The following is a 23,085-nucleotide window of genomic DNA, read 5'->3' as shown; positions in this document are numbered from 1 at the left end:
GGTTGCGCTATGGCTTAAGCGAAGGCCAGATGGGATCAGACGTTCCCAGTTTGGAGGCAGGCCGGGACCAGATCATATCCGTGCCACCCACGCGAAGGGCTGGTTTGAGGCGATGGCCGACACCCCAGTCGGATTTCTCAGGGGCCTGCGCATAATCGGTTGGGTTGGCGCGAGTGATTTCATTTGAGGTTTCGGCTTTACCCAACACGGCCAGCAACTCGGCCGTTCGGGCCAGAGACAGTCGCGCCTGCATGATCGAATTGCCCAAGGCTGCTTCGGACAACGCCGACAGCGCTGCGGCCGCCATCAGATAGCCGGTCGCGTGATCCAACGCCTGAACCGGCAGCGGCGTTGGTTTATCTGCTTTGGCCCAGCTGCGCCCGGCATCCGCGATGCCCGCGCTCATCTGCACAAGGCTGTCAAAACCGCGCCGATTGGACCAAGGTCCCAACCAGCCATAGGCATTCAAGGTGACTTCAATGCGGTTGGGTGCCAGCGCATCCCGTTTCGTCTGTGTCAGGCCAAGCGCGTCCAGTGCGCCAGGGCGATAACCATGCACGAACACATCCGTCTGAGAGAGAAGGTCTTGCACGGCTTCAAGGCCGGCGGGTGTTTTCATATCCAGATAGGCGCAACACTTGCCCAGCGAAATATCGGGGATCACGCCGGGTTCGTCCCAGCCAGGGGGGTCGATGCGTAGAACTTCGGCGCCAAACCCCGCCAGCGTGCGCGTCGCAATCGGGCCTGCAAGTACGCGGGTCATGTCCAGAACGCGTAACCCTGCCAACGGACGTTCGGCTGTCGCTTGCGGTCGGTCGCGTAACGTAACTTGACGCGGATTGTGCCAGCCGATCAACGGATCGCGGGAGACAGCCCGGCCCTGTGGATGTTCCAGCCATTCCGAGCGGCTGCGCATTGCGGCTGTTGCTCCTCCCTCGGCCACTATGGCTGCTTCTAAATCGACGATAGACCATGTTCTGACTGCTTGGGCCACGGCATCCCTGTCAGGCTTGACCTTGAGAACTTTCAGGGCGGCCTGCCGATGGGCGGGCAGGTTCGTATGCAACCTGATCCAACCGTCGGATGCCTGATAGTCTCCGGCGATGGCGTCCCAGAGGCTGGGCATTTCCCACCCTTCCGGTTTGAACGAGAAACCGTACCACAGCGAGGCCAAACGGTGATCAACCGTTAATTCGGGCGCGTCGCTGACAAGGTTCAGCGACTTCATCAATCGGATGAGTTCCTGACCGACGGCCGCAAAGCTCGCGGTTGCCAGCTCGGACACGGCAAAAGCGCTGGGCCGCGCCCCGCTGCCGGTCACGCGGTAGCTGTCGGAAGCGGGAAGCGCAGAGAGCAGGGTCATTGTTGATAGGGGTCCAGACTGTCACGCAGCCCGTCGCCAAGGAAGTTGAAGGCCAGAACCACCACGATGATTGGTAGCATCGGAATTGCTGTCCACGGGTAGATCTCGATCGAAGCGAGGTTCTGGGCATCGTTCAACATTACGCCCCAACTGACGGCTGGAGCCCGCAAACCAAGTCCAAGGAAGGACAGTGCTGTTTCCCCAAGGATCATTGCAGGTATCGACAGCGTGGCCGAGGCGATCAGATGGGACATGAAGTTCGGCAGCAGGTGCTTGCGGATCACGCGGCCCGAACTTGCGCCCATCATCTCGGCAGCGCGGACGTATTCTTCTTCGCGCAGCGACAGGAACTTGGCGCGCACGGATCGCGCAAGGCCAGGCCAGTCTAATATCCCGAGGATGATCGAGATGATGAAGAACACAGCCACGGGGCTCCAGTTCGAGGGCACCGCCGCAGACAAGGCCAGCCACAACGGCAGTTCGGGCAGTGACCGTAGAATCTCGATGACGCGGTTGATGACCCAGTCGATCTTGCCGCCGAAATAGCCCGCCATCGACCCGAACAAGATGCCCAGGAAGAACGACACCGAGATACCGATCAGACCCACCGTCAGCGACAGTTGCGCGCCATAGAGAATGCGGCTGAAGACATCCCGACCCAGACGGTCGGACCCCCACAGGAACAGCGTTGCGCCTTCGGGCGCACAGAACAAATGCGTGTCCGACTTGATCAGCCCCGCCAGCTTGTATTCGGCCCCTTCACAGAAGAACTGGAGCGGGCGCGGATCGCTGGTGTCGGTCACAGCTTTCCACTGGAAGGTCTCAAGGTCGGCCTCGATCACCGTCGGGTAGACAAACGGACCGACGAATTCGCCTTCGTGGAACCAGTTGACGCTTTGGGGCGGGGCATAAAGATGCTCGTCATTGCGTTCATTCGCACCATAGGGGGCAATGAACCCAGCAAAGGGCAGCATCAGGTAGCACAGCAGCAGGAAGATGCCCGAAATCAGGCCCAGTTTGTGGGTGCGGAATTTGCGCCAGACCAGCAGCCAGTTGGGGGCGTCCAGATCGGCGCGCTCAAGCTGTTGCAGGGCGGCGTCTGGATCGAAGGGTGCATCGTCGACATAACGATCATCAGAGCGTTTGGTCATGCTTCACGCCCCTCATACCGAATTCGCGGGTCCAGCATGACCAGCAAGATGTCCGAGATCATGGTCCCAATCAGCGTCAGCAGGGCCACAAACATCAGGATAAAGGCCGACAGGAACTGATCCTGCGTCTTGAGCGCCGTCAGCAGGGTCGGGCCAATGGTCTGCAAACCCAGCACCACCGAGACCAGGACCGACCCCGACACCATAGAGGGAAGCAAGTTGCCGATATCGGCCACAAACGGGTTGAAGGCCACGCGCAGGGGATACTTGGTCAACATCCGCGACGGTGCCATACCCTTCGCTATGGCGGTTTCCACATAGGGTTTGCCCAGCTCGTCCAGCATGTTCGCGCGTAGCCGCTGCATCATCGCGGACGCGCCCGAGGTGCCGATCACGAAGGTTGGAACAATCAGGTGGATCAGGATGGACTTCAGCTTGTCCCAGCTCATCGGCTGCCCCTCGTAGATCGGATCCATCAAACCCCCGATGGGTAGGTTGAAATATTGGTGACCGTAGTAGAACAAGATCAACGCCAGCAGAAAGTTTGGCGTGGCCAGACCCAGATACCCTACGAAAGCCGAGGTATAGTCGATCCAGGTCCGTGACCGCGCCGCCGCGAGTACGCCCAGCGGCAGGGCGACGGCATAAACAAACAGGATCGCGGCAAGGTTCACCACAACGGTCAGCCACAGGGTGTCGCCCACGATCTCGGCTACGGGACGATCGAACTCGAAGGACCAGCCGTAGTTGCCTTGTATCAGGCCTTCAAACCCATGTGGCCCGGGCCAGAACCCCATCCAGATCAGGTATTGTTCCCACATCGGACGGTCCAGAGCGTATTCTGTGCGTAGAAATTCCGCCTTGGCTACACCTGCAGACTGACCCGATGCCTGAAGCTCTGCGATCTGGTTGCTGAGGTAATCTCCGGGCGGCAGGTTGATGATCACGAAGATCAGCACTGACACCACAAGCAGCGTCAGCAGCATCGTGAAAAAGCGATACACCACGTAGCGCAGCATTACCATTTAGCTGCTCCTGTCAGTCGGCGAAGAAGAACTCGTCGGGTCGGTGAATACCAAAATGCGCGCCGGGTTCCCATGCCCACATGGCCTGTTCGGGTACGTTGCGCAGACGGTTCGATACTACGACGGGTTGTGGGGCACCATTCAGGATACCAATCGCATAAAGCTGGTCAGCGTGGATCTTCAGCATCTCGGTCCACACGGCTTTGCGCTCATCATCTGTGGTCGCGATTTCCCAGTCATGAGCCAGTTCCATCAGCCGTGCGGCTTCAGGCATATCAGGGGCTTCCCCTACATCACCACCGGTTTGATAATATTGACCCCATTTCGGCCAAGCCAGAAACACCTGATCCGTTGGGGCCAGATAGGCAGGTGATGTGTGGGCTTGCGGAATGCCGTCATCCCAGCCGAACCAGACCGAGGCCATGGTGTTGCCCGCAAATACTCGGTTGCGCAGGATGTCGCGGTCCAGCGGGCGCATTACCAGATCAACACCAATCTCACGCCACGTATCTGTCACGATCTGCAGGGCATTCTCGACCTCCTGACGCTCGCCTGCGGTTTCGATGATCAGCTCCATCGGGCGACCGTCAGGCAGAAGGCGAACACCGTTCTTGTCGCGTTTGTTCAGCCCGGCTTCATCCAGCAATGCGTTGGCCTTGTCGATATCATACTGCGCCCAGGCCTTGGCGTTTTCTTCGTTGTAGAAAGGAGAGGCCGGCAGGACCGACATCGCGCCCGGCTGTGCCAGTTTGAAATATAGCGCCTGATTTATCGTCTTGCGGTCGATGGCCAGCGAAAGCGCGCGCCGTACGCGCACGTCACGCAGTACATCACGCCAGCCTTCATCGGAATAGTTCAAGTTGGGATAAATCGCGATCTGGGACGCAACACCAGTTTTCCAAAGCAGTGTCTTGTAGTCCCCGCCGGCTTCACCTTTTTTCAGGATCGACGCATCCCGGAACGCCAGCCCGCGACCTTGAAGATCGGTCTCGCCTGCGTTGGTTTTTGCGGCAACCAGACCGGGTGCCACGATCTCCATCTCGACCACGTCGATATAGGGCAGTTGGACGCCCTTGCTGTCGATACGGTGGTAGTAAGGATTGCGCACGAAATTGTGCCGGATCTTTTTACCTGAGCTGGCGTTCAGCCAGGGTTGCAGTGTCGGCAACTCGTGATTGTCGAACTTATAGAGGTTGTCGAGTTTGTTGTGCAGTGCAGCCCAGCTTTTGACGCGGGCGTCCTCGACGTAAAAGGCCAGCTCCTCTGCATCTGCGAACTTCTCGTGATATTGTTTCAAAAACTCAGATGGGCGGTAGATAAACGGCGGGCGCGCCTGAGCAAGCGACTGCAGGAAATCCGGGTTTGGGTCTTCCCATTCAAAAACAACGGTTGTTTCATCCGGGAAGGTGACGGTCGGTGTCTTGCCTTCGACGATCAGAAAATCTGGTGGTCCCGACGGGCTGAGCAATTCATTGTTTGCCACGTCCTCCCACCAATACCGGAAATCCTCGGATGTGAAGGGGGATCCATCCGACCATTTGTGGCCTTCGCGTAGGTTCAGAGTGAATTTCCGGTTGTCTTCGGTGTCAAAGGATTCCAGCAGATCGGGCACGATTTCGTAGTTCTCATCGAACCCTACCAGCCGGGCGTAGCCATAGACGACCATCTGCCGGACGTCCTTCGAACGGGTAACCATGGTTCGCAAGGTTCCTCCCGGAGTGCCGAATTCGCGCCCCTTGGCGTTCAGATCGACGATCAGTGGTTCGGCGGGTAGGCGTTCTTGCACAGGGGGGAGGTTCCCGGCAGCCACTTCGGCTTGCCAGAAAGCGCTTTCCTGCGGGGTGGGTGTCTCGGCCACGACGGGCGGAAACCAAAACGCAGACAGGGCGGCTGCCAGGATCAGGGGGCGAGGGGTCTTAAACATGGCATCGTACCTTATGGCCGGGCTCCATCTCTACCAACGAAGGTATCACGGAGTCCGTAAATCGGAAGGCGTCTTCCCAACTGTCGGGGGAACCGGCGCCCAAAGCAACCAAATTCAGGTCAATGGGCCGGTTGATGTCGGGTTCCGGTTGAGCGGCAATCAGCGCCTTTGTGTAGGGGTGGTGCGGGTTGTAGAACAGGGTCTCGGGCGGCGCTTGTTCCACCACAAGACCCCGGCGCATCACCGCGACTTCGTCGGCAATGCGGGCCACGACAGCAAGGTCGTGAGAAATAAAGAAGTAAGACAGGTTCAGGCTGTCCTGCAGGTTTTCCAGCAAGGTCAGGATCTGCTCTTGCACAGAAACGTCCAATGCCGAGGTCGGCTCGTCGCAGACAATCAGCTGTGGGTCCAGCATCATTGCCCGTGCGATCGACAGACGCTGTCTCTGGCCGCCCGAGAACGCATGCGGGTAGCGCTTTAGCATGTCGGCATTCAAACCGACGCGTTTCAACATGTCTGCCGCTTTGTCACGTTGTTCAGCTGGTGAGCCGATATTGTGAATCTCAAGCGGCTCGGTCATGGCGTCCTGAATGCGCATGCGCGGGCTGAGTGAGCTGTAAGGGTCCTGAAACACCATCTGAGCCTTGCGCTGAAACGCGGTGCGCTGGGCGCGGGTCATTTTATGGACCGTGATCGGATCGGCGTCGGGCGCGGTGCGAAACAGCACCTCGCCGCCCGGATCGGGGGGCTCGGCCCCTAGTGCAATACGGGCTGCGGTGGTTTTGCCCGATCCGCTTTCACCGACGATGGCCAGTGTCTTGCCGCGCGCCAGATTCAGATCGACGCCCCGACACGCGTAGATCATTCGATCGCCCTGCCAACCCTTGCTGGAGCGCATCGTATAGGTTTTGGACACATCCTTCATTTGCAGGATGAGGTCCTCATGGGGCATGGGCAGCCCTACTGCGTCCTTTTCAGGAATCGCGGGCGCGGCATTGAACAATTGCTGCGTGTATGGATGCGCTGGCGCGGTCAGAATTGGCGCAGCAGCGCCGGCCTCCATGACGCGGCCTTTGTGCATGACGACCACTTGTTCGGCCATGTTCGCCACCACGCCCAGATCGTGTGTCACAAGGATAAGCGCCATGCCCGTCTCGCGCTGCAGCTCCTTGATTAGCCCCAGCACCTGCGCCTGAGTGGTCACGTCCAACGCGGTGGTCGGCTCATCCGCGATCAGCAGCTCTGGCTTGGCGACCATCGCCATCGCGATCATCGCGCGTTGCCGCATCCCGCCGGACAGCTCGAACGGATAAGAATCATAGGCGCGTTGCGGATCGGGGAACCCAACGCGTTCGAATTGGGTCAGAACCTCTTTACGGGCTTGCGCCTCAGATGCGCCGCGATGCAACCACAGAACTTCGCTGACCTGATTGCCGATCTTGTGCAGCGGCGACAGCGACCGCATCGGTTCCTGAAAGATCATCGAGACCCGATTGCCGCGAATGTCGCGCATCTGGCGCTCGCTGATCGCGGTCAGGTTTTCCATGCCTTTGGAATCATTCAGAGTAATGGTCCCGCTGCGAATTTGCGCCGTGCGTGGGAGGATCCGAAGTGCTGCGCGGCACGAGATGGTTTTGCCAGAGCCGGACTCGCCCACCAGTGCCAAAGTCTGCCCGGCCTCGACGTCAAAACTGACACCTTGAACAACGGCCTCACCAGCACCGAACCCGATGCTAAGATCCCTGACAGACAACAACGCAGTCATGCGGGTTTTCCACCCGTTCGGCCGTCACTCGGCATAGGCTTGATCAACTCCCCGTGTTTTTTGACACAGTTTCGCGCGGTTGCCCCTGTTTAGTCAAACCCGTTCTTGTGTTGAAATGTCGCGTAAATATGAAACTGCGGCGAAATTGCCTACACAAACCCTTGATGATTTGTCATCACAGGCGGTGTCGTTGCCTTGTTATGCGTCGGCAACTATCAAGGAGAGATTTCCCAGTGTCCGATCCCCAAAGTCGTCTTGATCTGTTTATCGACCGTATGGTCTCGCAAAGGGCTTGTCTGGACTTTGCCATTGACCAGACCCAGGACATGCCGGGACCGGTGTTCGAATTGGGGCTGGGCAATGGTCGCACCTATCATCACATGGTGCAGTATGTGCGGAACCGACCGGTCTATGTGTTCGAACGCGCGGTCGCGTCACACCCGGACTCGACACCTCCGGACGATCTGGTGATTCTGGGGGATGTCCGCGAGACGTTGCCGGCATCGCTGGACCGTTTTGGCGCAACCGCCAGCCTGATTCATGCTGACCTTGGCGGGCATAACCGCGAAAAGAACGACGCTTTCGCGCGGTTTGTATCCCCTCTGATCGAGCCGTTGCTGGCCGAGGGCGGACTGATGGTGTCTAGCGACCGCATGTATTTTGACGGATTGACCGAGTTGCCTTTGCCCGACGGGGCCGTCGCGGGGCGCTGTTTCGTCTATCGCCGCTGAAGGGGAGGCCAATGCTGTTTTATGATTGCTCGACCGCACCTAATCCGCGCCGTGCGCGGATGTTCTTAGCTGAAAAAGGGCTTGAAATTGAGACGCGTGACATCTCGATCGCCAAAGGCGAGCAGTTGAGCAATGAATTCCTTGCGGTCAATCCAAATGGCACTATTCCCGTACTGGTCACAGATGAGGGGACCGCGTTGACCGAAAACCTTGGCATCGCGGCGTACCTCGAAGCCCGCTTCCCCGAACCGCCGCTGATGGGCCGTACCTCTGACGAAAAGGGGTTGGTTCTGATGTGGAACAGTATTGTCGAACAGCAAGGCGGTGCGCCGGTCGCCGAGGCGCTGCGCAATACCCATCCCGTTTTCGAAGGTCGCGCGATTCCCGGCCCGGCGAATTATGCGCAAATCCCGGAATTGGCCCAACGCGGGATCGAAAGGGTGAGGCGATTCCTCGACATGCTCGAAGGGCGCTTAGCGGAAAGTGCCTATGTCGCAGGTCCGGAGTTTACCCTGGCTGATATCTCGGCCTTTGTATTTGTAGATTTTGCGCGCGTCATAAAAATGCGGATTCCGCAAGAAAACAAAGCGACTCAGGCATGGTTCGATAAGGTCGCAGCGCGCCCCAGCGCCCAACTTTAATTTCGTTGAATTCAATCGACACAATTCGTCGTCACGAACTGTACATAAATGTCTAGACAGAAGTGAACAGTGCGTCTAGCGTCCCGTTTAAGTCATGCAGGGGAGAGCGGGATGAAGTCTCAGTATCGCGTTGTGGTTATCGGAGGCGGGGTCGTAGGCGCTTCGGTTTTGTATCATCTGGCCAAGTTCGGCTGGTCGGATGTGGTGATGCTTGAGCGACGACGGCTGGCCTCGGGGTCATCGTGGCACGCAGCGGGCGGTATTCACGCGCTGAATGCCGATCCAAACATGGCGGCGCTGCAAGCCTATACGATCGACCTGCTGAGTGAGATCGAGAAAGAATCAGGCCAGAATATCGGTTTGCACATGACCGGCGGTCTGACCTTGGCAGGTACGCCCGAACGGTGGGAGTGGTTGCAGGCGAATTACCGTATTTTCCAGTCCATCGGCATTGATGACTGCGAATTGTTGTCGCCGGAAGAGGCGCAGAAACGCTGCCCGATCATGTCCACCGATGGCGTCTTGGGCGCGATGTGGGCTGATCGCGAAGGCAATATCGACACGACTGGTACGGTCCAGGCCTACGCGACGGCGGCGAAAAAGCGCGGTGCGGAATACTATGAGGAAACCAAGGTCGAAAGCCTGACGCAGACGGCCGATGGGTGGGAGGTTGTGACCGACAAGGGCACGATCACCTGCGAGCATGTGGTCAACGCGGCGGGGCTCTGGGCGAAGCAGGTCGGGCGCATGGCGGGGGTAGAACTGCCGGTTTCTCCGCTGAAACACCACTATCTAATCACCGATACCGTGCCCGAGGTCGCGCAGGCCGATTTCGAGATGCCGATGACCGTGGACCTAGAAGGGTTCACCTATATGCGGCAGGACCAGAAAGGCGTTCTGGTCGGTATCTACGAGGTCGAGCACGAACACTGGGCCATGGACGGCGCGCCGTGGAACTATGGCGAGGAACTGTTTCAGGAACAGCTGGATCGGATCGAGAATGAGCTGACACTGGGTTTCGAACGCTACCCCTCGATCCAGAATGTGGGTATCAAGACTTGGGTGAACGGCGCCTTCACTTTTGCGCCGGACGGCAACCCTCTGGTCGGGCCGGTGCCGGGCAAGCGTGGCTATTGGTCGGCCTGTGCTGTGATGGCGGGCTTCCTGCAAGGTGGCGGCGTTGGCAAAACACTGGCCGAGTGGATGATCCATGGCGAGCCCGAAGCCGACGCGTGGCCGATGGACGTGGCCCGCTTTGGCGATTTTGCGCAAAACAAGCGCTATATCCGCGAAACCACGGGGCAGTTCTATTCACGCCGCTTCGTGATGACCTATCCGAACGAGCAATTGCCTGCGGGGCGTCCTCTGAAAATGGCCCCGGCGCATGATGCTATGACCGAAGCCGGGTGTAAGTGGGGCGTCAGCTGGGATCTGGAAGTGCCACTCTATTTTGCGCCGAAAGGGTTCGAGGAAACGCCAACCCTGAAACGGTCAAACGCGCATGACATCGTGGCTGAGGAGTGCAAGGTGATCCGCGAGGGTGTCGGTTTGATGGATATTACCGGCTTCTCGCGGTTCGAAGTCAGCGGCCCCAACGCGCAGGTTTGGCTGGACAGGGTGATGGCTTCGAAACTGCCTGCGCCGGGGCGTGCCAAGCTGGCCCCGATGCTGGGTGAGAACGGGCGGCTGAAGGGTGACCTGACCGTTCTGAACTGGGGCGACGGGACGTGGTGGATCATGGGCAGTTATTACCTGCGCGCCTGGCACATGCGGTGGTTCGATGACCACATGATCGACGGTGTCTCGGTCCGCGATCTGGGCGAAGAATATTGCGGGTTTGCGGTGGTTGGCCCGAAATCGCAGGCGGTGGTCGAGAAGCTGGCCGAGCAGGATATCTCGGGCCTGAAATTCATGGGCTGCGGCGAGTTCGATATTGGTTTGGTCCGCGCCCGCGTGGCCCGTATGTCTGTGACCGGCGAGAAGGGCTATGAGATCAACTGCCGCTATGGCGACCACATCAAACTGCGTCGGATTTTGCTGGAAGCCGGGGCCGACGAAGGTATCCGCGAATGTGGCTTCAACGCGATGCTGTCCACGCGGCTTGAAAAGAGCTTTGGCATCTGGTCGGCGGAATTCACGCAGCTTTATACGCCGGGCATGACCGGGATGGATCGCTGGATCGACTGGGACAAATCCTTTGTCGGCAAAGAGGCTGCCTTGGCGGAACGCGACGGCAACGGACCGGCCCAAGTGCAGGTCACGCTGGAGGTCGACGCATTGGACGCTGACGCCAGCGGGTACGAGCCCATCTGGGCGGACGGCGAACGCGTGGGCTTTGTGACCTCGGGCGGGTACGGCCACTATACCGGCAAATCGCTGGCAATGGCGCTGGTCAACCGAGACAAGGCCGAGCCGGGGACCGAGTTGTCAGTGCATGTGGTCGGTGTCGAACGCTCTGCACGGATCGTTGCGCCATCACCGTACGACCCACAAGGCAAAGCGATGCGAGGCTGAACATGGAAGCTCAACGTGGCAGACGCAGGCGGGGACGTGGGGCCGAAGCCGCCCCCGCACCCAAACGGGATGTGAATTACCGCCAGCTCAGAAACCCGTTTCCGCCGATGGAGGTGTTCTCGGCGGATCAGATCGCCGACATGCACGCGTCGTCCTTACGTCTGTTGCAGGAACTGGGCATCAAGGTGCTGCTGCCCGAAGCGCGGTCGTTGTTCGCCAAGGCTGGGGCCAAGGTCGATGAAGACACCGAGATGGTGTTTATTGGCAAGGATATGGTCGAGGCCGCTGCCGCCTCGGCCCCCAAATCCATCGCTTGTCGGGCAGGGGCGCGGCATCGGGATTTCACGCTGGAATTGGGATCCTTGGTCTTTCAACCTGGTGCCGCGGCCCCCAACGCCACCGACCTTGAACGAGGGCGGCGGCCGGGATCGGGACGCGACTATCTGGAATTCCTGAAGCTCACCCATCATTTCGACGTGTTCCAGATGATCTCGCCTTTGGTCGAACCGCAGGATGTTCCGACCAACGTGCGACACTACTTCACGACGCGCGCGCAGATGGAGCTGACGGACAAGTTCCCTTTCTTCTTCTCACGTGGGAAACCGCAGGTTTTGGACAGTTTTGAGATGCTGTCTATCGCACGAGGGCTTTCGGATGACGCATTCCGCGCGGACGCGCATTGTTATACGATCATCAACACCAACAGCCCGCGCACGCTGGATATTCCGATGGCGCAAGGGTTGATCGACTTTGCGCGGCACGGCCAAATCTCGATCATCACACCGTTCACGCTAATGGGCGCGATGGCTCCGATCACCGTGGCGGGTGCTATCACTCTGTCCCATGCCGAGGCGCTGGCCGCGTTGACCCTGACGCAGCTGGCCAACCCCGGCGCGCCGGTGTGTTATGGGACGTTCACAAGTAACGTAGACATGAAATCGGGCGCGCCTGCCTTCGGGACGCCTTCGCACTTTCAGGCGTCCTTGGCAGCGGGGCAGTTGGCGCGGCATCTGGGCCTGCCATGGCGGTCGGCTGCGGGGTCGGCCTCGAATATCAATGACGTGCAGGCGGCGAATGAAAACCAGTTCGGCCTGTGGGGCTGTCTGATGGCCGGGGCAACCGTGATCATCCATTCGGCCGGGTGGCTCGAAGGCGGCTTGACCGTATCCTACGAAAAACTGGTTAGCGATGCCGAAGTGCTGAACATGGTGGCCGAGCTGTGCAATGGCGCGCAGGCCGGCGCCTCCGAGATCGGGTTCGATAGCGCGCTGCGCGAGGTCGACCCCAGCGGACATTTCTTTGCCACCAGTCAGACAATGGAGCGCTATAACACCGAGTTCTACCAACCCCATCTGCACGACTATGCCAATTTCGGCACGTGGACGGAACGCGGATCGGTCGATGCCAACCATCGCGCGACCGGGGTCTGGAAGGACATCCTTGCCAATTTCGAATCCCCCGTTCAGAACTCTGACCGGCTGGGCGATCTGCACGACTTCATTGCCCGACGCACAGAGGAGGGCGGTGCGCCGCCCGAGAGTTGAATGAGCAAACCGATCCTGCACCGCGACGACCCCGAGGCCGAGCCTCTGGTGGGTAACATAAAGGTCACGCGCGACGACTGGTTGAACGTGGCGATGGACGTCCTGATCTCGGACGGGATCGACCAGATCAAAGTGCTGAATCTGGCCGAGCGGATGGCTGTGTCGCGGTCTTCGTTCTATTGGTATTTCAAATCGCGGCAAGAGCTGCTGGACGCGTTGTTGGCACGCTGGCAGGCGACCAACACCGCTGGGTTGATCCGTCAGGCCGAGGCCCCGGCAGACACGATCACGGGCGCGGTGTGCAATGTGCATCGCTGCGTGGTGAACACCGATCTGTTCGACACCGCGCTGGATTTCGCCATCCGCGACTGGGCGCGTAAATCGGGCAAAGTGCGTCGTGCGCTGGATCAGTCGGATGCGCGGCGGCTAGAGGCTTTGCACGCGATGTTCGCGCGCTATGGGTATCCCGAGGTCGAGGCCGAAACCCGAGCCCGCGTGCTGTACTACATGCAGATCGGATACGATCTGGCGCAACTGAACGAACCCATGTCTGTGCGGATCGCCATGGTGCCGCACTATTTGTTTGTCTTCACCGGGGTTGAGCCGCGCCGTGAAGAGATCGAGGAATTCAGCGCCTATTCCCGGCGCTACTGGACAGGAGATCCGTCATGACCCAACCAGACGCAATCATCATCGGAACAGGCGTGATCGGCGCAGCTATCGCGTTCGAGATGGCCAAGGCCGGGTGGAAAACCTTGTCACTGGATCGCAATACGCAGGTTGGGCATGGCTCGACCGCCGGGTCATGCGCGATTATTCGGATGCATTACTCCACCTTTGATGGCACCGCCTTTGCGTGGGAGGGCTATCACTATTGGCGCGACTGGGCCGCGTATCTGGGCTTGCCAGAAAACGCTAATCTGGCGCAGTTCCGCGAGACCGGGTGCCTGGTGATGAAGACCGAGGCCAACGGGACGTTGGAAAAACACATGGTTAACAGCGCGGATCTGGATTGCCCGTTCGAGGAATGGACACCCGAGAAGATCACCGAGCGCTTGCCTGTCTATTCCATGGACAGTTTCACACCGCCAAAACGCATGGACGATCCTGAGTTTGGCCTGTCCAACGGACGGAAGATGCAAGGCGGAGTGTTCTGGCCACAGGCAGGCTATGTGACTGATCCGGCATTGTCGGCGCAGAACCTGATGGATGCCGCCAAACAGCACGGGGCCGAGGTGCGAACAGGGGCCGAGGTGGTTGAAATTCTGACAGAGGCCGGGCGCGTAGCCGGGGTCAAGCTGGCCAATGGTGAGGAGATTCGTGCCAAGGTGGTGGTGAATGTGGCCGGGCCGGGGTCGGCCATCATCAACGGTATGGCAGGGGTGCTGGATGATATGACCATCGAGACGCGCCCTCTTCGGCAAGAAGTCGTGCATGTGCCTGCGCCCGAAGGGTTCGATTTTGAAAACGATGGCACCATCGTCTCGGACAGCGACATCGCGCTGTATTGCCGCCCCGAGCATGGCAACCACATCCTTGTGGGCTCGGAAGACCCGGAGTGCGATCCGCATCAGTGGTGCGAGGATGATGTCAACTACAACCGTGATTTCACCGACCAATGGACCACGCAGGCGATGCGCTATGCCCAGCGGGTTCCTAGCCTGGGCATCCCGTCTAAGACGCGTGGTGTGGTGGACCTATATGACGCCTCGACCGATTGGATTCCGATCTATGACAAATCCAGCCTGCCGGGGTTCTACATGGCCTGCGGCACAAGCGGGAACCAATACAAGAATGCGCCGATTGCCGGCAAGATGATGGCTGCTCTGATAGACTATGTCGAAGGTGGCGCTGATCATGACGCCCAACCGCTGCAGTTTACGTTGCCCTATATCAATCGCGTGATCGACGTGGGGTTTTATTCCCGGAAGCGCCCGATCAACGAGGAAAGCAGTTTTTCAGTTTTGGGGTAGTTTGACGCGTAAAACGCTCTAACCTTTCTGGGGACTGCAACAAGGCAGGACCCCAGAATGACCGATACTCAGACCCGAGTTTTGATTATTGGAAGCGCGCCGGCTGCCGTTGCAGCGAAAGATTGGGAGCGTTCGCCATTTACGCACATAGTGGCGATCAACAACGCCTGGCGTATTCGTAATGATTGGGATGTACTGATCCACCCCGAGGACTTCCCGGTCGAGAACCGACCCGCCGCGACGCTTAGCAGTCAATCCATTGTTGGTGCCGCAGACTACGTACCTTTGCAAAATGACTATGGTGGGTTCGTCTACGCGGGCGGCACGATGGCCTTTACCGCAGGGTACTGGGCACTGGCTGCGCTGCGCCCCTCTGTGTTGGCATATTTCGGCTGTGACATGGTATACCCCAGCGCTGGAAAGACACATTTTTATGGAACCGGGGCGGCCGATCCTTTGCGTGCTGACGTTACGCTCAGGTCACTTGAAGCAAAATCGGCTCGGCTTGGGTTGTTCGGTGCTGCTCAGGGATGTCGGATCGTGCGGCTTTCCAACGGGGAAAGCAGGCTGGTCTATCCTTCGGTCGCTTCGACATCGCTTGGTTCGGTCGATCTGCCGTGCACGCATGGGATGAGTGCGGCATTGCAGCGTGAAAAAGAGCTTGGTTACTACGTGCCGTCGGGTCGCTATTGGGAGCATTCGGATGCGTTTGACACCGACCGAATAGATGAATTGGACAAGATGTGGCTGTCAGCTTACCGGCAGAGTGCGTTGGGTAAGGTCGCCTAAGCTGCGAATTTCACCCAGGCCCAGACCATTGCGACATAGGTTAGATTGTGCAGGCACTGATCCAGCCCGGCCGCGCGCCAAAAGGCCGCTTGCGTTGGCATTAGTTGCTTTTTGTCGGAATAGCTGGCCTTTGCGAAATCAATATTGAAATGAACGATCCATTCCAGCGCGGCGATGATAAGAATAAATGCCCAAGGCGAGCCAAATAGTAGGAAAACAATGACGGACCCCACAACATGCACTGCCGCATGTTGTGCGCGTCCCATATGAAAATATTCCCCGCGTCCCGCCAGCATTTTCGGCGTTTGGAGGTAATAGTCCGCAAACATATGTTTGATCTGCAATAAGCAGAGCATCAAAAACACTGCGCCTAAATTGGCAGGCAAATGAATCCTCCCGACATCGTCCTGATTTAAACACTAGGCGGTAACTTGTGGTTGCGCAAATGAACTTGTTTACATTCGGCGAAAATCTGATCAAATTGGAAACTGTTTGCGTCGCTGGCCACGATTGCGGTAAATTCAAACCATTGGATTTGCGACAATGTCGCCAAGATCGGGTCAGTGATCCGCAACAGGGGCAGGTTCCATAGAACGCACGATTTTCCGCTTTATTTGGAAATACTCCAAACGCGATCAGTTGATCTTGCTGGCCGTGACTGCGACGCTGTTTCCGCTGCTTTACCTGACGCTGGAATTGCCAAAACGGATCATCAACGATGCGATCGGGGCCGGAAGCTCGGTGGTGAACGTGATGGGCTATCAGTTGCCGCAGACCACCTTCCTGATCATCCTGTGTTTCGCGTTTCTGGCTGCGGTTCTGGCCCACGGCCTGATGAAAATGCGGATCAACACGATGAAAGGCGTTCTGAGCGAGCGGATGCTGCGTCGTTTCCGGTATCAACTAATCAGTCGCGCGCTGCGCTTTCCCCAACCTTATTTCGAGCGCGTCAGCCAGGGTGAGATGGTCTCGATGATCACTGCCGAAAGCGAGCCGATGGGCGGGCTGATGGGGGACGCGATCAGCCAACCCGTGCTGCAGGCCGGGCAGATGATCACCATCCTGTCTTTCCTGTTTCTGCAAAGTGTCTGGTTCGGCCTTGCCGCGGTTGCCTTAATCCCGGTGCAGGCCTGGTTGATCCCCAAGCTGCAACGCCAGATCAACCTGCTGAACAAAAGCCGGATTCAAGAAGTTCGTATTCTGGCCGCCCAAATCGGGGAAAACGCGGCGGGCGCGTCGACGCTGCGCACGAATGGGGGGTGGCGGTATCGTCGTGCGATGATCTCGGACCAGCTGGGGCGGCTGTTCAGCATTCGTTTCGAGATTTACCAGAAAAAGTTCTTTATGAAGTTCATCAACAACTTCATTTCGCAACTGACGCCGTTCTTGTTTTATCTGGTCGGCGGATTGCTGGTTCTACAGGGCTCGGTCTCGCTGGGTGCGCTTGTCGCGGCGCTGGCGGCCTACAAGGACCTGAGCTCTCCGTGGAAAGAGCTGCTGACCTACTACAATCAGACTCAGGACATGTCATTGCGCTGGGACGTAGTGGTTGAACGGTTTGCACCCGCGGGAATGGTTGACGAAAAACTGTTCGAAGGCGAACCAGACAGCACGCCGCGCCTGAACGGCGATATAACACTGGGTCACGTCTCGGTCCGGGATATGGACGGCAATCAGGTTCTTGATGACCTGAACCTGACCTTTCCCGGTGGAAAAACCATCGGCGTCGCAGCCCCCAGCGAAGAAGATCGGCGCGCCCTGGCAGAATTGCTGACGCGCGAGATCATGCCTTCGTCCGGTCGGGTTGAAATCGGGGCGGAAAACATGGCCGACCTGCACCAAGGCGTCGTTGCTGCACGAGTTGGATACGCGTCTTCGCGTCCGGTGATGTTTCAAGGCTCGTTGGGCGACAACGTTATGATGCCGATGCGGTTCAAGCCGGTGACAGGCGGGGTCGAAGATCACGACTTTGCAGAGACCCGGCGGGCAGGGAATAGCGACGATCCCTACAGAGCCGAATGGCTTGACCCTTCGCGGGCTGGTGTTGAAAACGCCGAATCTCTGCGCGACTGGTGGCTGCATCTGATCGACGGCATGGGCTCGGGCGCGGCGCTTTTTCAACGTGGGGCAGAACAGGTCTTTGAACCGGGCGAACACCAGGATCTGGCCCGGAAGCTTATTGAATTGCGACCCCTCGTACAGCGAGCGGTGCGAGATGCCGGGCTTGAACAGCAGGCCCTGATCTTCGACTGGTGCTGCTACAATCCTGCCTTACCCGTTGCCGAAAACCTGCTGTTCGCGACCCCGCGTGTGCCTGTGACGCAGGACTTGCTGGCCCGCCAACCTGTCTTTTTGGGAGAGCTGCGAGAACTGGGCCTGGACGAGACACTGGTCAACCTGACGCGCGATGTGGTGGATATGCTGCGGCAGATCTTTGGTCTGGACGGCACAGACCATCCGCTGTTTCGAAAGCTGGGCCTTGAAGCACAGACTTATGAAAGCGCGATAGAATTGCTGGAGCAGACGCGGGATGAGGGGGTCTCGGGTCTGAATGACGAACAGCTCGCTAACCTGCTTGCGGTTCCCGTTGTGATTTCGGCCGAGCAAATCGGTCCGGCATTTTCAGATGAACTGAAGAACCGCATTCTTGAACTGCGCCACAGTCATTCGCATAAACTGCTTGAGACTTTGCACGACGTGTTTGTGCCACTGAATGCCGAAGAATTTGCGCCCGGCCTGACGGTGATGGAGAATGCGTTGTTCGGCAAGGTCAGCCAGATTGGGGGTGCGCGTTCAGATGAGGTGCGCAAACTGATCGTGGATGTTCTTGACCGCAACGGGGCACGGCCACAGGTGGTCGAATTGATCTATGACGTTCCGGTGGCGCTGGGTGGTCAGAATCTCCCGGCGGTTTTTGCCGAGCCGCTCTCGTTCACGCGCGCGACGATCAAGAAACCGGATATCCTGATTTTGGATAATGCGCTGGCCAGCTATGACATGGCCACGCAGGTGGCGGTCTATAAGAATATACGCTCTTTGCTACCTGAGACGACCGTCATTTATCTGAACGATCAGTATGACAATCCGGATGTATTCGACATGTATGCCGAAATCCGGCAGGGTCGGGTGGTTTCAGATGAAGGACCTGCGGACGTGGAAGAAGACAGTGCAGCCTCGGCCGACTTGGCGCGCAAGCTGCGCGCGCTTGAGCAGACGCCGCTGTTTTCGGGTCTTGACCGTCGTCAGCTGCGCCTTTTGGCTTTTGGTGCCCGCTGGTTTGACGCCAAGCCTGGCGAGGTTGTGTTCCTCAAGGACGACCAACCCACAGATGGGGCCTATGTGGTGTTGGAAGGCGAAGCGGGTCTGTATCTGCCACAACCTGACGGACCGGATCAGTTGATCACAAAAGTTGGTGCAGGAGCGCTGGTCGGAGAGCTGGGCCTGATCCGCAAAGAGCCGCGCGCACTGAGCATGCTTGCCGAGACGAATCTGTCCTGCCTGCGGATCGGGGAAGAAGAGTTCTTGGCCGTTGTCGAAAACGATGCCGCCACGGCCTTTAAGCTGATGCAGGTGATTGCAGGGTATGTGTCAAACTAGTCTTGCGGTTTACAGAACAGGTCGTAAAGCAAACCAATCATTTGGGCCGTGTTTCCGTCCTGCAACGAATAGTAGATCGTTTTCCCCTCGCGCCGGGTCGACACCAGCCCCTCGCCGCGCAATCGCGCCAGCATCTGGCTGACGGCGGCTTGTCGGATATTCAGCAGGTTCTCAAGCTCACCCACTGATTTCTCACCTTCGCCCAAATGGCAAAGGATCATCAGGCGGCCTTCATGGGCCAGAATTTTCAGGAACGCAGCGGCATGCGCGGCGCTCTCTTGCATATCTGAAAGGGCGCTGTCCTGATCCTGAGCGTCTTTTTCCTTAAGTGTCACGTAGGGGCCTGCTTGTGATAGGGGGTCAAGGTAATATGCCCCAAACCGCAGCAGTTTGTCACCCCTCGGTTGCAGGGGCACCGCCCTGAAACGCATTGCCGTCGACGTAATTGCAAGGTTCTTCCTGCATCTGAAGGTGTAATCCGTCACCTGTCAAAGGATGCGCCCGCGCCAAGTCTTCGTCGACATCGATGCCCAAGCCTGCAGCCGCCGGTGCCGTTACAAAACCGTTTTCAACGCGCAACGTGCTTTTGATCAGGGCGTCGTGAAATGGGGTCTCGATCGTTTCCAGCAAAAGCAGATTTGGGATCGAAGCCGCCAGATGAATATTCGCGGCCCATTCCACCGGCCCCGCGTATAAGTGCGGAGCCATTTGTACGTTAAAGACCTCGGCCATTGCAGCGACTTTCTTCATTTCCCAGATGCCACCGGCACGGCCCAGTGCAGGTTGAAGAATCTCGGCTGCGCCTGCGCGCAGGACGGCTCCGAACTCGGCCTTCGTGGTCATTCGTTCGCCTGTTGCCACAGGAATTCGGATATTGCGGGCAACACGGGCCATGTCCTCGATCATGTCGGGGGGCGTGGGTTCTTCGAACCAGAGTGGCGAATATGGCTCTAGCGCCTGACCCAGGCGGATCGCACCGGCGGTATTGAATTGGCCATGGGTGCCGAACAGCAGGTCGGCCTTGTCGCCCACGGCCTCACGGATGGCCTTGCAGAAGGCGACAGACATCGAGATATCGGACATTGCAGGCATATGCCCGCCGCGTATTGTATAAGGCCCGGCAGGGTCGAACTTGACCGCTGTAAAGCCGCGCCGGACCATTTCAGCAGCGCATTCAGCTGCCTGATCAGGTGCAGTCCAAAAGTCGTTAAGATTATGCTGGGGTAGGGGGTACAGATAGGTATAGGCGCGGATCCGATCATTCACCAGCCCACCCAGCAGAGCGTAGACGGGACGGTCGCGATCTTTGCCCAGAATGTCCCAGCAGGCGATCTCAAGCCCCGAAAACGCGCCCATGACTGTCAGATCGGGTCGTTGTGTAAAGCCGCTGGAATAGGCGCGGCGGAACATAAGCTCGATGTTTTCGGGGTTTTCGCCCTGCATGTGACGCTCAAAGACGTCCCGAATGACGTGGCGCATAGCATCAGGGCCTACAGATGAAGCATAGCATTCGCCCCAACCGGTTATACCCGTGTCGGTCGTGACTTTGACCAATATCCAATAGCGCCCGCCCCAACCGGGTGCCGGCGGAGCGGTCACAATGATGTCGAGGTCCTGCAGCTTCATGGCGTCTCCTCCGGTCGTTTGCCTTAGGCTTTGTCGAACATGATCACGTTTCGCTTGGCCGAGCCGGTTTTGGTGTCTGCGATCGCCTCGTTGATCTGCGACAACGACCACCGGCCCGAGATCAGCTCGTCCAGCTTCAGCCGCCCCTGTTCATACAAGTCAATCATCCAGGGAATATCGCGCTGTATGACCACGTCGCCCATTTTCGATCCGATCAGGCCTTGCCCTAGCGCTGCAAGGATAACGGGTTCATAGCTTGACTGATCACCAGAATGAGGCATCCCGATCATGACAGCCTTCCCACCGGGCCCAAGATATCGGGGTGCCTGATCATAGGCCGGGATGGCGCCTACCGTGATCAGCACGGCGTCGGCCCCACGCCCGCCCAAGGCTTTGTAGGCGTCCTTCCATGGTGACTTCGACGTCGCCAAAACACCATGCGTCGCACCGAACTCTGCAGCGATGTCCAACTTATCTTCGGTCATATCGACGGCCACAATGCGCCGCGCTCCGGCGATACGCGCGCCCTGAATGGCGTTTAGCCCCACGCCGCCAGCGCCGATCACGACCACGTCCTGCCCTGGACGCAGACCGGCGGCGTTCACCGCGGCCCCCACGCCGGTGATCACACCGCAGGACAATAGGCTGGCTACATCCTTGGGCATGTCTGCCGGGATTTTCACAATCTGACGGTGGCTGACCACAACTTTTTCGGCAAAGGCACCGCAGGCCATGGCCTGTTCCAGCGGTCCACCGTCGGCCGTGCGCAGCGGCCCTTTAACGGTGTCATATGGCGTTTCGCAAATCGTTGGGTTACCGCCTGCACAAGACGGGCAGGATCCGCAGGCGCGGATGAGGGTGACGACAACCGGGTCGCCGATGGCAAAGCCCCCAGCTGCCGGACCAACCGCAGTAATGACGCCCGCGGCCTCGTGCCCGTAAACGGCAGGCAGGAACCCACCCCAGGCACCGCTTGCGTAGGATATATCCGAGTGGCAGATCGCGACCGCGTCCAGAGTGACTTCGACCTCGCCCGTTTGAGGTGGCGCGATTTGGATGTCCTCGATGACCAAGGGGTCACCGAAGGCCCGGCAGACGGCGGCTTTGATTGTTTGCATCTCTTCCCTCATTTCCTTTGGGCCACGGTGGCGCGCCGGATTGCAGGCTGCAAGGTGGAATCCGTCACAGCGGTGTCGCTGTTACACTTTTTTTGGTTTTGCTTTCAGAAAGGCTGCAAAGCCGACGACCATCAAGGCCATGGCCAGCAAGAAAGGGGCACCCGGCAGATAAAGTCCCGTATCTGGTCTGGCAAACTGCGCAAAGACGCTGGTCATCAGCAAGGGGGAAATCACCATCGATAGGGCATGCAGTGAGGTAAGGACGCCCTGCAACTCGCCTTGCTGGCTGTCCGGCGTAGCCTTGGACATCATCGCTTGCAAGGCGGGGGTCACAACCGCACCCAGCGCGGTGAGAGGGATCAGCAGCAATGCGATCCGACCACTTGTCAGAAACGCCAGAATAGCGAAGCTGATAATCTCGATGACCATGCCGTAGATGATCGTTCCTCTTTCGCCCAGATACCGGGTAGCTGGCCGGATCAACCCGCCTTGAACGGCAGCCATGCCAATTCCATAAACACCAAGGGACAAGCCGATCATCTGGGGGGACCACCCAAACCGTTCGGTGGTGAAATAAGCCCAGATGGCAGGGTATACGTAAATTGAGATCGAATAGAGGAAATATACCCACAGCATCGGGCGAATGCCGGGCAATCCCGCAATGGCGCGGAGGGAATTGATTGGGTTTGCGCGGCGCAGATTGAAAGCTCTGCGCGTTTTGTCGGTCACGGTTTCGGGCATTACGAAAAGGCCAATTGCAAAGGTTACCAACGATAATGCTGCGGCTGCCCAGAAGGGGGCGCGGGTCCCGTATTCGCTCAGCAGGCCGCCGGTCACGGGGCCCAAAACGAACCCGACGCCGAAAGCTGCGCCGAGCAGACCGAAATTGGCCGCCTTTTCTGCGGGTTTGGAAACATCTGCCATAAAGGCTGCTGCAGTGGCGTGGGTGGCCGCTGTGACACCACCGACAATCCGCCCAACCAATAGCAGCCATATACTGCCCGCCAATGCCATCACCACATAGTCCAACGACATAACGAACAGCGACACCAGCAGAACTGCTCTGCGCCCATAGGCGTCTGAAAGATTGCCGAGGATGGGGCCGAAGACGAATTGCATTGCCGCAAATGCAGTGCTGAGAACACCTCCCCAAACTGCTGCACCGGCCAGCGTACTGCCCTGAACTTCGACGATGAGTTCGGGCATGATCGGCAGAACCAGCCCAATGCCCATTGCGTCGATCATGACTGTGAGCAGGACAAAGAGAAAGGGAAGACGCATGGAAACCGCTGAGTGAATACTCCGGCACTCTAGCCACAGAGTT

General features: G+C 58.4%; 18 protein-coding genes. 8 read left to right on the top strand and 10 right to left on the bottom strand.

Annotated features, from left to right (window positions below):
• Positions 1-7 precede the first annotated feature (7 nt).
• The 5 genes from AC2FF7_RS10170 to AC2FF7_RS10150 are packed head-to-tail and all read right to left on the bottom strand — an operon-like array spanning position 8 to position 7,228.
• On the bottom strand, positions 8-1,363 hold the full coding sequence (locus AC2FF7_RS10170) for a CoA transferase (RefSeq protein ID WP_496905594.1): 1,356 nt from the start codon (positions 1,361-1,363) through the stop codon (positions 8-10).
• Complete coding sequence (locus tag AC2FF7_RS10165) at positions 1,360-2,514, bottom strand: ABC transporter permease (protein ID WP_170354822.1); 1,155 nt, start codon at positions 2,512-2,514, stop codon at positions 1,360-1,362. Before AC2FF7_RS10165 ends, AC2FF7_RS10170 begins: the two co-directional genes overlap by 4 nt.
• Positions 2,511-3,539, bottom strand: coding sequence for an ABC transporter permease (locus AC2FF7_RS10160; protein WP_170753594.1), 1,029 nt, complete (start codon positions 3,537-3,539; stop codon positions 2,511-2,513). Before AC2FF7_RS10160 ends, AC2FF7_RS10165 begins: the two co-directional genes overlap by 4 nt.
• Before the next feature lie 13 nt (positions 3,540-3,552).
• On the bottom strand, positions 3,553-5,463 hold the full coding sequence (locus tag AC2FF7_RS10155; protein WP_496905593.1) for an ABC transporter substrate-binding protein: 1,911 nt from the start codon (positions 5,461-5,463) through the stop codon (positions 3,553-3,555).
• Complete coding sequence (locus tag AC2FF7_RS10150; protein WP_170354825.1) at positions 5,456-7,228, bottom strand: ABC transporter ATP-binding protein; 1,773 nt, start codon at positions 7,226-7,228, stop codon at positions 5,456-5,458. Before AC2FF7_RS10150 ends, AC2FF7_RS10155 begins: the two co-directional genes overlap by 8 nt.
• Before the next feature lie 200 nt (positions 7,229-7,428).
• On the opposite strand from AC2FF7_RS10150, the gene AC2FF7_RS10145 reads away from it, so the two are divergent.
• The 7 genes from AC2FF7_RS10145 to AC2FF7_RS10115 all read left to right on the top strand — a co-directional run bounded on the left by AC2FF7_RS10145 (position 7,429) and on the right by AC2FF7_RS10115 (position 15,420).
• Complete coding sequence (locus tag AC2FF7_RS10145) at positions 7,429-7,959, top strand: class I SAM-dependent methyltransferase (RefSeq protein WP_170753598.1); 531 nt, start codon at positions 7,429-7,431, stop codon at positions 7,957-7,959.
• Between the two features lie 11 nt (positions 7,960-7,970).
• Positions 7,971-8,600 (top strand): glutathione S-transferase family protein, encoded by a 630-nt coding sequence (locus AC2FF7_RS10140; RefSeq protein ID WP_480866316.1) that lies wholly within the window; start codon positions 7,971-7,973, stop codon positions 8,598-8,600.
• Positions 8,601-8,711: 111 nt separating this feature from the next.
• Positions 8,712-11,114: a GcvT family protein gene (locus AC2FF7_RS10135; protein WP_496905592.1), complete on the top strand. Its 2,403-nt coding sequence runs from the start codon at positions 8,712-8,714 to the stop codon at positions 11,112-11,114.
• Between the two features lie 2 nt (positions 11,115-11,116).
• A complete protein-coding gene (locus AC2FF7_RS10130; protein WP_496905591.1) occupies positions 11,117-12,658 on the top strand; it encodes a trimethylamine methyltransferase family protein in 1,542 nt (513 codons plus the stop codon).
• Complete coding sequence (locus AC2FF7_RS10125; protein ID WP_170354830.1) at positions 12,659-13,330, top strand: TetR/AcrR family transcriptional regulator; 672 nt, start codon at positions 12,659-12,661, stop codon at positions 13,328-13,330.
• Positions 13,327-14,631 (top strand): NAD(P)/FAD-dependent oxidoreductase, encoded by a 1,305-nt coding sequence (locus AC2FF7_RS10120; protein WP_480866308.1) that lies wholly within the window; start codon positions 13,327-13,329, stop codon positions 14,629-14,631. Before AC2FF7_RS10125 ends, AC2FF7_RS10120 begins: the two co-directional genes overlap by 4 nt.
• 57 nt (positions 14,632-14,688) lie before the next feature.
• Positions 14,689-15,420, top strand: a complete 732-nt coding sequence (locus AC2FF7_RS10115) for a hypothetical protein (protein WP_480866306.1) — start codon at positions 14,689-14,691, stop codon at positions 15,418-15,420.
• On the opposite strand, the gene AC2FF7_RS10110 is transcribed toward AC2FF7_RS10115, so the two are convergent.
• Complete coding sequence (locus AC2FF7_RS10110; RefSeq protein ID WP_170355054.1) at positions 15,417-15,776, bottom strand: DUF3307 domain-containing protein; 360 nt, start codon at positions 15,774-15,776, stop codon at positions 15,417-15,419. The two genes, AC2FF7_RS10115 and AC2FF7_RS10110, sit on opposite strands and share 4 nt — an antisense overlap.
• Before the next feature lie 244 nt (positions 15,777-16,020).
• Between AC2FF7_RS10110 and AC2FF7_RS10105 the strand changes: the two genes are divergently transcribed.
• Complete coding sequence (locus AC2FF7_RS10105; RefSeq protein ID WP_496905606.1) at positions 16,021-19,017, top strand: cyclic nucleotide-binding domain-containing protein; 2,997 nt, start codon at positions 16,021-16,023, stop codon at positions 19,015-19,017.
• Here the strand turns inward: AC2FF7_RS10105 and AC2FF7_RS10100 are convergent.
• The 4 genes from AC2FF7_RS10100 to AC2FF7_RS10085 all read right to left on the bottom strand — a co-directional run bounded on the left by AC2FF7_RS10100 (position 19,014) and on the right by AC2FF7_RS10085 (position 23,042).
• Positions 19,014-19,301: an ArsR/SmtB family transcription factor gene (locus AC2FF7_RS10100; RefSeq protein ID WP_170355056.1), complete on the bottom strand. Its 288-nt coding sequence runs from the start codon at positions 19,299-19,301 to the stop codon at positions 19,014-19,016. The genes AC2FF7_RS10105 and AC2FF7_RS10100 overlap by 4 nt on opposite strands.
• Positions 19,302-19,410: 109 nt before the next feature.
• Positions 19,411-20,643, bottom strand: coding sequence for a mandelate racemase/muconate lactonizing enzyme family protein (locus AC2FF7_RS10095; RefSeq protein ID WP_496905590.1), 1,233 nt, complete (start codon positions 20,641-20,643; stop codon positions 19,411-19,413).
• Positions 20,644-20,666: 23 nt separating this feature from the next.
• Positions 20,667-21,761, bottom strand: coding sequence for a Zn-dependent alcohol dehydrogenase (locus AC2FF7_RS10090; RefSeq protein WP_496905589.1), 1,095 nt, complete (start codon positions 21,759-21,761; stop codon positions 20,667-20,669).
• An 81-nt stretch (positions 21,762-21,842) separates the two neighbouring features.
• Positions 21,843-23,042 carry a TCR/Tet family MFS transporter gene (locus tag AC2FF7_RS10085; RefSeq protein WP_496905588.1) on the bottom strand — a complete coding sequence of 400 codons (1,200 nt, stop codon included), beginning with the start codon at positions 23,040-23,042 and terminating at the stop codon, positions 21,843-21,845.
• Positions 23,043-23,085 lie beyond the last annotated feature (43 nt).

Source organism: Ruegeria sp. YTSC325, from assembly GCF_059609525.1.
Note: the sequence above shows the minus strand (reverse complement) of the source record. Positions and strands in the feature narration are given on the sequence as shown.